General features: G+C 67.8%; 4 protein-coding genes and 2 pseudogenes. All 6 read left to right on the top strand.

What is annotated here, in order from left to right:
* Positions 1–85 precede the first annotated feature (85 nt).
* The 6 genes and pseudogenes from BJF87_RS03345 to BJF87_RS03320 all read left to right on the top strand — a co-directional run bounded on the left by BJF87_RS03345 (position 86) and on the right by BJF87_RS03320 (position 11993).
* Positions 86–633: pseudogene (locus BJF87_RS03345) on the top strand (DUF732 domain-containing protein).
* Position 634: 1 nt separating this feature from the next.
* The gene (locus BJF87_RS03340; RefSeq protein ID WP_035754252.1) at positions 635–1642 is read left to right on the top strand and encodes a cutinase family protein; all 1008 of its coding nucleotides are present in this window, start codon (positions 635–637) and stop codon (positions 1640–1642) included.
* Positions 1643–1822: 180 nt separating this feature from the next.
* A complete protein-coding gene (locus BJF87_RS03335; protein ID WP_006358800.1) occupies positions 1823–2833 on the top strand; it encodes an LLM class F420-dependent oxidoreductase in 1011 nt (336 codons plus the stop codon).
* A 258-nt stretch (positions 2834–3091) separates the two neighbouring features.
* Positions 3092–4995, top strand: a pseudogene (fadD32, locus tag BJF87_RS03330) (long-chain-fatty-acid--AMP ligase FadD32).
* 63 nt (positions 4996–5058) lie between these two features.
* On the top strand, positions 5059–10446 hold the full coding sequence (gene pks13 / locus BJF87_RS03325) for a polyketide synthase Pks13 (protein ID WP_139319411.1): 5388 nt from the start codon (positions 5059–5061) through the stop codon (positions 10444–10446).
* Complete coding sequence (locus BJF87_RS03320; protein WP_075862646.1) at positions 10443–11993, top strand: acyl-CoA carboxylase subunit beta; 1551 nt, start codon at positions 10443–10445, stop codon at positions 11991–11993. Before pks13 ends, BJF87_RS03320 begins: the two co-directional genes overlap by 4 nt.
* The last annotated feature ends 67 nt before the right edge of the window (positions 11994–12060 follow it).

The raw sequence follows: 12060 nt of genomic DNA, 5'->3' as shown, positions 1-12060 counted from the left end.
GTGGGGACGGTAGCCTGACGGAGCGTGCGGTGCAGTGTCCGACTGTGCCGCGTCCGGCGGGATAGAGGTTCGACAGGAAGTGGCGATGACAACGAAGTGTGCTCGGCTGGTGTTGCCCTTGGCGGGGCTCGCACTCGCGCTCGGTTCGGTCTCGGCGTGCTCCGACGACTCGACGGCCAGTGCACCGATCACCAACAACCCGGTCACCACCACGTCGCTGTACTCGGCCGCGGGATCGTCCACACCCGCGTCGGGTTCGGCGTCGGCCGAGCCGACCACCGAGGTCTCGGCCGCGCCGTCGGGCAATACCTCGAAACTGCCCGAGACCGAGCCGAACCCGAGCACCAGGTCCCGGACAACTTCCCGGGCCCCAGCGGCGCTCCGCTCGACGCCAAGGCCAAGGCCTACCTCGCGGCGCTGAAGGCGGACAACGTCACCTTCATGGGCGACAGCGACAACTCCGTCTCGCTCACCATGGCGAAGTACGTGTGCGGCGCCAAGCAGAAGGGCGCCGACCCGGGCATGGTGAAGGCCTTCGTCACCGCGTCGGTCGGACCGGGCACCAAGACCGTCGAAGAGGCGAACACCAAGGCCGACAAGGTGATCCGCGCGGCAGAACGGCACTACTGCTGACGTGATGGCCAGACGTGCCGCGGGCCGCGCTCGGAAGAGCCCCGCCCGGCGGCTGGGGAAGTTCTCCCTGTTCCTCCTCGCGCTCGCGATCATCGCGATCGTCCTCATCGTGCTGCTCATCCTGGTGTGGCTGAGGCCCGGGCCGACCCCGCCGATCGGGCCCGGGGTGCCGTCGACGCCGTCGAAGGAGCGGCCTGAGGCGCAACCCGCGGATTGTCCCGACGTGCTCACCGTGGTGATCCCCGGCACCTGGGAGTCGAGTGCGACCGACGATCCGTATACGCCCACGGCCAACCCGAACTCGTTGATGTTGCGTGTCTCGAGCGCACTGGGCAAGCAGTTCGACTCGTCGCGGACCGAGATCTACACGGTGCCCTACACCGCTCAGTTCCGGAATCCGACGAACCTCGCCGACCGGCAGGCCGACTACAACGTCTCGCGCACGCAGGGGTACAAACGCGCGGCCGGAAAGATCATCAGCACCAACAAGCGCTGCCCGCTCACCGGCTACGTGCTCATGGGCTTCAGCCAGGGGGCGGTGATCGCGGGCGATCTCGCCAGCAACATCGGCAACGGCCGGGGCGTGCTCGCCGACGGTGACCAGGATCTCGTTCTCGGGGTCGGGCTCATCGCCGACGGACGACGCCAGCCCGGCAAGCAGAACGACGTGGACCCCAGCCCCGACGGCGTCGGTGCCGAGATCGCGCTGGGCGGCATGGGCAAGATCGTCCCCGGCATCACCATGACCGGCCCGCGCAACGGTGGATTCGGCGATCTCGAGGACCGCGTGCAGTCCATCTGTGCGCCAGGCGATCTCATCTGCGATTCGCCGACGGTCGTCAATCCGCTCGCCGCCGTGTCGAAGTTGGCCAATGCGGCGAGCAACCCGATCCACGCGATGTACGGCACGCCGCGGTACTGGGAGAAAGACGGGCAGACCGCGACGCAGTGGATGTACTCGTGGGCCGAGCGCCTCATCGACGAGGCCCCGCGTCCGAAGCACAGCTGACCCATCGGCGTCCCGCGGTCGGTCAACTTGCGGTAACCCTGTCGCCAACACCACCGATTCGTTTTGCGGGGCCGTCACGCTGCATTAACGTGTTGGGCTGGCCCGGGGTTCACCCGGGCGAACGAACACACGGGATGCCGCACGGCGTCCCCGACGGCCGGACACGAGGAGAGGACAGCGATGACGCAACCCCCGAATGATGCGGGTGGCAGCTCCTCCGGTCTGCGCAAGTTCCGCTTCGGCGCGGGTGGTGAGGGCAACAAGGACGAGGGTGGTGCCCGCAAGTTCGTCAAGCTGGCCCAGACCGCCGAGGAATACGGCTACGACACCTTCGCGGTGCCCGATCACCTGGGCAACCAGGTCGGTCCGCTGGCCGCGCTCGGTGCGCTGACCCAGGCCACCAGCACGATCCGCCTCGCGACGTCGGTGCTGGCCAACGGCTGGCGCCACCCGGCTCTCCTGGCCAAGGAGGCCACCACGATCGACGTGCTGAGCAAGGGACGACTCGAGCTCGGCATCGGCGCAGGCTGGATGAAGGAAGAGTTCGACAAGGCGGGGATCGAGTTCGAGTCCCCGGGCGTCCGTATCCGCCGTCTCGACGAGGCGCTGACCATCCTCGACGGACTCATGCGCGGCGAGACCGTCGACTTCGACGGCGAGTTCTACAAGATCAACGGCCTCGAGGGCAGCCCGCGACCCCGCCAGGGACCGCGACCGCCGATCGCGGTCGGCGGTGGCGGACCGAAGATGCTGGCGCTCGCCGCCAAGCACGCCGACATCATCTCCGTCGCCCCGGGCACCACGCCCGACGGCAAGATGAAGCTGTCGGACATGACCATCGAGAAGACGGCCGAACGTGTCGACCGCATCCGCCAGGCCGCGGGTGACCGGTTCGACGACATCGAGCTGAACTGGACGATCGCCGTCATCGTGATCACCGACGATCGTGTGGCAACCGCCGAGATGGCGCTGAAGGCCCTCGAGCAGGGCTACCCGCCGAACATCGCGCACGACACCGAGTTCACCGTCGACGACGTGTTGTCCTCGCCGTACATCGCGATCGGCAGTTTCGAGGAGATCGCGGATCAGATCCGCGAGGTCCGTCGCCGGACGACCATGTCCTACGTCGGGGTCTTCCCGACCCAGATGGACGCCTTTGCGCCCGTTCTGGCCCAGTTGAAGGGGGAGTAGGATGACCGTCTGTCTCGCGTGTGAACGACGAGGTGGTGGGTGTTGACCCGAGGGTGTACGTCGATGAACCGACGTACGCTCTTTCGAAGCTGAACTTGACGATCACAAGTTTTTCGTTGTGTAACTGGACGTGCGCTACCGTATCCCGCGGTCGGCACAGGACGTGGATGGCAGAAGCGCCGGGTGTTGTCGCCGAAGGACGTCACCGGGAACTGCACTCGCGTGGGGGAGTCCACGAGGGGGCCACAGGAGTAATGAATGCTGAAGACTGAACTCGAAGACTTTCTCGATGAGACGGGAAACATCTCCTTCACCGAGGAAGCGACGCTTGTCGACTACGTCGAACAGAACGTGCGTGAGCAGGCCGACACGCTGGCTTACCGGTTCATCGACTACAGCCGCGAGCGCGACGGCGAAGCCAGGACCTGACCTGGGCGCAGTTCGGCAAGCGCCTGCGCGCTGTCGCCGCACGCCTGCAGCAGGTGACCAAGCCCGGTGATCGTGTTGCGATTCTCGCGCCGCAGTCGCTCGAGTACGTGATCGGTTTCTTCTCCGCGCTGTACGCCAGCAACGTCGCGGTGCCGCTGTTCTCGCCCGACGAGCCCGGCCACACCGATCGACTGCACGCCGTCCTCGACGACTGCAAGCCGACGGCGATCCTCACCTCCACCAAGTCCGCCGAGGCGGTCCGCGACTTCTTCGCGCCGCTGCCGGCCAAGGAGCGCCCGCGCGTCATCGCCGTCGACGCGGTGCCCGACTCGGTGGGTTCGAGCTGGGTCGCCCCGATCGCGGGCAAGGACCACAACAAGGACACCGTCGCTTACCTGCAGTACACGTCCGGTTCGACCCGCGTCCCCGCGGGCGTGGAGATCACCTACCAGGCGGTCGCCGCGAACGTCCTGCAGATCTCCGACACCATCCAGATCGACCGCAACGCCCGCGGCGTCACCTGGCTGCCGATGTTCCACGACATGGGCCTGCTGACGGTGATCCTTCCGGCGCTCGGCGGCCGGTACATCACGATCATGAGTCCGCAGGCGTTCGTCCGCCGGCCCGGCCGCTGGATCAAGGAACTCGCCGCGGCCGCCGACGGCGCGGAAACCTACGCCGCGGCCCCGAACTTCGCCTTCGAGCACGCCGCCGCACGCGGTCTGCCGAAGGAGGGCGAGGAACTCGACCTGTCGAACGTCATCGGCCTGATCAACGGCTCGGAGCCGGTCACGGTCAGCTCGATGAAGAAGTTCAACGAGGCCTTCGCGCCCTACGGCCTGCCGAAAACCGCCATCAAGCCCTGCTACGGCATGGCCGAGGCCACCCTCTTCGTCTCCGCGACCCAGCGTGAGAACGAGGCCAAGGTCATCTACGTCGACCGCGACGACCTGAACGCGGGCAAGCTGACCGTTGTGGAGGAGGGCACGCCGAACTCGGTCGCGCAGGTGTCCTGCGGCCAGGTCGCGGTGAGCCAGTGGGCGGTCATCGTCGACCCGGAGACGGCATCCGAGCGTCCCGACGGCCACGTCGGCGAGATCTGGCTGCACGGCCTCAACATCGGCGCCGGCTACTGGAACAAGCCGGCCGAGACCGAGGAGACCTTCCACAACAAGCTCGTCACCCCGCTGTCGGAGGGCAGCCACTCCGAGGGCGCCCCGGCCGACGGCCTGTGGATGCGGACCGGCGACTACGGCGTCTGGCTCGACGGTGAGCTCTACATCACCGGTCGCGTCAAGGACCTGGTGATCGTCGACGGACGCAACCACTACCCGCAGGACCTCGAGTACAGCGCCCAGGAGGCCAGCACCGCGCTGCGTCCGGGCTTCGTCGCGGCCTTCTCGGTGCCGGCGAACCAGCTGCCCGCCGTGGTCTTCGAGTTCGCCGGCAGCGGTCTGACCCCCGATCCCGACGACGCTTCCGAGCAGCTGGTCATCGTGGCCGAGCGCGGCCCGGGCCGCAAGGCCGACCCGCAGGAGGTCGCCGACACCGTGCGTGCCGCCGTCGCGCAGCGCCACGGCGTCATGGCCCGCGACGTCCTGCTGGTTCCCGCCGGTTCGATCCCGCGCACCTCGTCGGGCAAGATCGCGCGCCGGGCGACTCGTACCGCCTACATCGACGGCAGCCTGCGCGGCGGCTACAAGCAGACGGCGTTCCCGGACGCGGCGGAATAGCGCGTCCACAACAGTCACCCGGCACCCGGTTTCGGGTGCGACGAGAGCAGTAGTCTGGAAGCGATGTCTGAACTGAATACCGACGAGTCACGCGGCACCGATCTGCCCGACGACTCGTCCCTCGAGACCCCCGGTTCGGTAGACGGAGCAACCGCCGACGCGACCAACGCGACGTCGAACGGTGAGGCCACACCAGGCGAGACCGCCGGTGACCTCACCGTCGACGAGCTGCGGGACTGGCTGCGCGAATGGGTGTCGCAGGCGACGGCCGTGCCGGTCGCCCAGATCGACGTCGACCGCCCGATGGAAGAACTCGGACTCTCCTCGCGCGACGCGGTGGCGCTCGCCGCCGACGTCGAGGACAAGACCGGGGTCATCCTGACCGCGACCGTGGTCTACAACCACCCGACGATCTCGTCCCTGGCACAGCGCATCATCGACGGCGACCCCGACGAAGGTCTCGACGACACCGCCGACACCTTCTGGCGGCGTGAGCGCAGCACGGACGACGACATCGCGATCGTCGGCCTGTCGACCCGCTTCCCCAAGTCCGGCACCACCCCGGAGTCGACGTGGGAGGCGCTCGTCGGCGGCGTCGACGGCATCTCCGATCTGCCCGAGGGCCGATGGACCGAGTTCACCTCCGATCCGCGGTTCGCCGAGATCCTGGAGTCCTCGAACATCAAGGGCGGCTACCTCGACGACGTGCGCTCGTTCGACGCCGACTTCTTCCAGATGAGCCCGCGCGAGGTCGAGATGGTCGACCCGCAGCAGCGGCTCGCCCTGGAACTCACCTGGGAAGCGCTCGAGCACGCCCACATCCCGCCGAGCGACCTCAAGGGCGCACCGGTCGGTGTGTTCATCGGTACGTCGACCAACGACTACCAGCTGCTCGCCACCCTCGGACTCGGCGAGGGCGCCGAGGACACCGCGGCCTACGCGCTGACCGGTACCTCGACGGCCATCGTCGCCAACCGCGTCTCCTACTTCTACGACTTCCGCGGACCGTCGATCGCCATCGACACCGCGTGTTCGTCGTCGCTGGTGGCGATTCACCAGGCGGTTCGCAGCCTGCGCACCGGCGAATCCGACGTCGCCCTCGCCGGCGGCGTCAACATGCTGATCACGCCCGCCGCGACCCTCGGTTTCGACCGCATCGGCGCGCAGGCCAAGGACGGCCACATCAAGGCCTTCTCCGCCGACGCCGACGGCATGATCCGCGCCGAGGGCGGCGGTCTCGTGGTGCTGAAGCGCATGGCCGACGCCCGCCGCGACGGCGACGAGGTCCTCGCGGTCATCGCCGGCTCGGCCGTCAACTCCGACGGACGTTCGAACGGCCTGCCGGCCCCGAACCCCGAGGCCCAGGTCGAGGTGCTGCGTTCGGCGTACACCGACGCGGCGATCGACCCGCGCACCGTCGACTACGTCGAGGCCCACGGCACCGGCACCATCCTCGGCGACCCGATCGAGGCCGACGCCCTCGGCCGCGTCGTCGGTCGCGGCCGCACCGCCGACAAGCCGATGCTGCTCGGTTCGGTGAAGACCAACTATGGACACATGGAGTCCGCTGCCGGTGCGGGTGCGATCGCCAAGGTCGTCCTCGCGCTGAAGAACGGGATCATCCCGGCGTCGCGCAACTACAGCGGTCCCAACCCGTACATCCAGTTCGACGCGACCAACCTCAAGGTGATCCCGGAGGCCACCGAGTGGCCCCGCTACTCGGGTCACGCCGTCGCCGGTATCTCCGGCTTCGGCTTCGGCGGCACCAACGCGCACGTCGTGGTCCGCGAGGTCCTGCCGAGCGACCTGAAGCCGGAGACGGTTCCGGTCGATGCCTCGGCAGCAGAGCTCCCGGCCACGGAATCCCTTCCGGGCGAGCCGGATCTCGACGATGACGAGGACGAGTACCTGACCGAGGCCGAGCGGGCCGTTCTGGCCGCGCAGGCCGCGAATGTCGAGCCGGCGCTCGCCGAGACCGCGGCCGACCCGGCCGAGGGTTTCGCGCCGTGTGCCGTCGAGGGTTCGGTCGTCCCGCTGGTGATCTCCGGCTTCCTGCCGTCGCGCCGCCGCAAGACCGCCGCCGACCTGCTCGAGTGGCTCGAGTCCGACGAGGGCCGGGCCACCCCGCTCGCCGACATCGGCCGCGCGCTCGCGCACCGCAACCACGGCCGTTCACGTGCCGTCGTGATGGCCCGCACCCATGACGACGCCATCACCGGTGTCCGGGCGATCGCCGACGGCAAGGGCAATCCCCTGGTGTACTCCTCGGATTCGCCGGATGCGGCGTCGGCCGTGTGGCTGCTGTCGGGCTTCGGTTCGCAGCACCGCAAGATGGCCAAGCAGCTCTACACCGAGAACCCGATATTCGCGAAGTACGTCGACCGCGTGGACGCGCACATCCAGAACGAGCTGGGTTACTCGATCGCCGACATGTTCCTCGACGACGAGCAGACCTACGGCATCGAGACCAGCCAGGTCGGCATCTACACCATCCAGGTCGCGCTCGCCGACACGCTGCGCCACCACGGTGCGGAACCCGGTGTGCTGGTGCCGCATTCGATGGGCGAGGCGTCGGCCTCCTACATCAGCGGCGGCCTGTCGCTGGAGGACGCGACCCGCGTCATCTGCCAGCGTTCGCGGCTGATGGGCGAAGGCGAGTCGATGCTGCAGGGCGACGACATCCGTCTGATGGCGCTGGTCGAGTACAGCGCCGAGGACATCAACGACGTCCTCGTCGACTACCCCGACCTCGAGATCTGTGTCTACGCGGCACCGACCCACACCGTCATCGGCGGTCCGGAGTCGCAGGTCGACGCGATCGTCGAGCGGGCCGAGGCCGAGGGCAAACTCGGCCGCAAGCTGGCGACCAAGGGGGCGAGTCACACCTCGCAGATGGACCCGATCCTCGGCGAACTCGCCTACGAGCTTACCGGCATCGAGCCGCGGCGGCTCACCACTGGGTTCTACAGCTCGGTCGACCGCGAGGTGTTCTACCGCGCGGGCCACGAGCCGGTCCACACCATCGACTACTTCCTGAAGGGTCTGCGCCACAGTGTGTGGTTCAGCCAGGCCATCTCGAAGTCCGTGGAGAACGGTCACCGCACCTTCCTGGAGCTTTCGCCCAACCCGGCGGTCCTGATCTCCGTTGCGGCCGTCACCTTCTCGGCCGGCCTGCACGACGCCGAGCTCATCGAGACGCTGCGTCGCAAGGAAGACGAGAGCTTCGGTCTGGTCAACGCGCTGATGAAGCTGTACGTGCACGGCCACCCGGTCGACGTCGCGTCGCTGTTCGGCGCGGGTGGCTATGCGGCCGTTCCGCGAACCCGCTTCGAGCGCAAGGAGTTCTGGCTCAAGGCGAAGCTGTCCTCGGGCGGCTCGGCCGGTTCGGTCCCCGGATCGCATGTCGCGCTGCCCGACGGCCGTCACGCCTGGGAGGTCAATGCCGCAGCCGTCACCGACCCGCGCGCTTTGGTGCACGCCGCCGCCGCTCAGGTGCTGAAGAACGCCTCGGTGGGTGCGGCGGTGTCGCACGGTGACGTCCCGACGACCGGCACCATCACCACCACGTTGAGCCCGCATCCGGGTGGCGCGTCGGTGAGCCTGCACGTCAAGGCGGACAAGAATTTCCGCCTGTTCTTCGAGGCCGCTGTGACCGGCGACCTCGACGAGACCGCCGCGACGGCGTCCGCGCCCGCTGCGGCCCCCGAGTCCGGTGCCGCGGCGTTCGCCGACGACAAGGTCGTCGTCGAGGACGAGATCGTCGACGACATCGGCAACAAGTGGAATCCGGAATCCGGTGAGACCGTGGGCGATCGCCTCGCGATCATCGTCGGCGAGTCGATGGGTTACGACCCCGAGGACCTGCCGCGCGAGATCCCGCTCATCGAGCTGGGCCTGGATTCGCTGATGGCCGTGCGGATCAAGAACCGCGTCGAGTACGAGTTCGACATCCCGCAGCTACAGCTGCAGGCGATGCGCCAGGCGAACCTGGCCGACGTTCAGAAGTTCGTCGAGTTCGCGGTCACCCACCGCGACCAGCTCGACGATCTCGCCGAGAACGCCGCCAGCGGAGGCGAACTCGACACGGCAGCGCTCAACGCCTACATCGACGAGCAGAACGCCCAGGGCGCGACCCCGGGCGTGCCGGCCGTCGAGGAGTCCCCGGAGCCCAAGCAAGAGGTGGCCCGGGATGTCGTGGACGTGGAGGACGCCGTCGCGACCTCCCCGGGCACCGATCCGGAACCGGTCGCGGCCGCCAAGCCGGCCACCGACATCACCTCGCAGAAGGCGGTCGCCGAGGCCGCGGGTTCGGATGTCCCGCCGCGTGATGCGGCCGAGCGCCTGACCTTCGGCACCTACGCGGTCGTGACCAAGAAGTCCGCGGGCGGCATCTTCAACAAGCTGCCGGTCCTGTCGGAGGAGACGGCCCAGCAGCTCACCGACCGCCTCAACGAGCGCACCGGTGGCGACATCGACGTCGAGGACATCCTCGACTCGGAGACCATCGAGGAGATGTCGAACTACGTTCGCGAGCACCTCGATGCCGGGGCGTCGACCGACGGATTCCTGCGCTACCTGCGTCTGGTTCCCGAGGGCAAGAAGGTCTACGACCCCGCTGCGGGCGACCCGACCCCGATCCTACTGTTCCACCCGGCCGGCGGCAACACCTCGGCCTACGAGGCGCTGCTCAAGCGGCTGCCCGACGACCAGCCGGTCATCGGTTTCGACCGCGGCGTCGAGGGAACGATCGAAGACCGTGTCCGCGAGTACATCCCGCGTCTGCGCGAACTGCAGCCGAACGGGCCGTACGTGCTGGTGGGCTGGTCGTTCGGCGGTGCCCTCGCCTACGGCGTCGCCCAGGTTCTCCGCGAAGCCGGCGAGGAGGTCGCCTTCGTCGGCCTGATCGACGTCGTGCGTCCTCGCGAGGACATGACCGAGACCCCCGAGACCAAGCGCGCCCGCCTGGAACGGTGGAAGGACTTCGCGATCCGCAACTACGACCTCGACCCCGAGGTGCCGATCCCGATGGAGAGGCTCGTCGAGGCCGACGACGAGGGTCAGTTCGCGATCATCATGGAGATGATGTCGATGTCGGGCACCAAGATCCCGGGCGGCATCATCGAACACCAGCGGACCTCGTTCATCGAGAACCGCGTGCTCAGCAACATCGCGCCGGAACCGTACGACGGCAAGGTCGTGCTGTACCGCGCGGACAAGATGCATGCCGGGGCGATCGAGCTCGAACCGCAGTGGGCCGAGATCGACGAGGACGGCCGGTGGGGCGAGGTCGTCGACGACCTGGAGATCATCCACATCGGTGGCGACCACCTGTCGATCGTCGACGAGCCCTACATCGCCAAGATCGGCGCCGATCTGGCACGCGTCTCGGACGGCTTGGTAAGAAGTAGCCTCACGAGACATCGTGGTCGCGTAGAAAGTGAAGGACCGTGACTGACACCACCGCAGGCAAGCTCGCCGACCTCCGGCAAAAGCTGGAGGCCGCTCGCGAACCCGGAGGGGAGAAGGCAGTCACCAAGCGTGCGGCGAAGGGGATCTGCTCCCCTCGCGAACGCCTGGCCATGCTGTTCGACCCCGGGACGTTCGTCGAGAGCGGCGCGCTCGCCAAGATGCCGGGCGCCGCGGAGAGCGGGTACGGCGACGGTGTGGTCACCGGCCACGGCCTCGTCCACGGACGCCCCGTCGCCGCGTTCTCGCACGACCAGACCGTCTTCGGCGGCACCGTCGGCGAGATGTTCGGCCGCAAGGTCGCATCGCTGATGGAGTGGGCGGGCAAGATCGGCTGCCCGATGGTCGGCATCAACGACTCGGCGGGCGCCCGCATCCAGGACGCCGTCACCTCGCTGGCCTGGTACGCAGAAATGGGCCGACGCAACGATCTGCTCTCCGGTCTCGCACCGCAGATCTCGGTCATCCTCGGCAAGTGTGCGGGCGGTGCCGTCTACACGCCGGCCAACACCGACATCCTCGTCGCCGTCGAGGACAAGTCGTACATGTTCGTCACCGGCCCGGACGTGCTCAAGCAGGTCAACGGCGAGGAGATCTCCGCCGAGGATCTGGGCAGCGCCCACAACCAGGCGCGCTGGGGCAACATCCACCACATCGCGCCCGACGAGAAGGCCGCGTTCGACTGGGTCCGCGAGTACCTGCAGTACATGCCGTCGAGCGCGTACGAGGAACCGCCGGTGATCAACCCGGGACTCGAACCCGAGATCACCGAGTCGGATCTGTCGCTCAACGACTTCATGCCGGACAACGACAACGCCGGCTACGACATGAAGGACATCATCATCCGGCTGTTCGACGACGGTGCCTTCCACGAGGTGGGAGAACTGTTCGCGCCCAACATCATCACGGGTTACGCACGTGTGGACGGCCGGTCGGTGGGCGTCGTCGCGAACCAGCCGAGCGTCATGTCCGGTGTGCTGGACACAGATTCGTCGGAGAAGGCGACGCGTTTCGTCCGGATCTGCAACGCCTACAACATCCCGCTGGTGTTCCTCGTGGACACGCCGGGCATCCTCCCCGGCCTCGCCGAGGAGCAGAAGGGCACCATCCGCCGGTCGGGTCGCTTCCTCTACGCCTACGTGGAGGCCGACGTCCCCAAGGTCACCGTGGTGCTGCGCAAGGCCTACGGCGGCGCCTATGCGGTGATGGGCTCCAAGCACCTCGGTGCCGACATCAACTTCGCCTGGCCAACAGCCAAGATCGCCGTCATGGGTGCCGAATCGGCCGCCGCCGTGCTGACTCGTCGTCAGACCGAAGGGCTCTCGGCTGCCGAGGCCGACAAGGTTCGTCGTGACTTCATCGACTTCTACAACACGATGATGGCCACGCCCTACCTCGCGGCCGAACGCGGCTACGTCGACGCGGTCATCGAGCCCGCCGAGACCCGCCTGCAGCTCCGGAAGGCGTTGGCGCAGTTGCGCGACAAGCAGGTCCTCAAGACCCCGCGCAAGCACTTCCTGATGCCGATCTAGCGCACCCCCACCCCTTTTCCGTAAACCCTCCCCTTCACGAGGTGGCGGGTTTACGGAAAAAGGGAGG

It is taken from the genome of Gordonia sp. CNJ-863, from assembly GCF_001942325.1.
GTDB lineage: Bacteria > Actinomycetota > Actinomycetes > Mycobacteriales > Mycobacteriaceae > Gordonia > Gordonia alkanivorans.
Note: the sequence above shows the minus strand (reverse complement) of the source record. Positions and strands in the feature narration are given on the sequence as shown.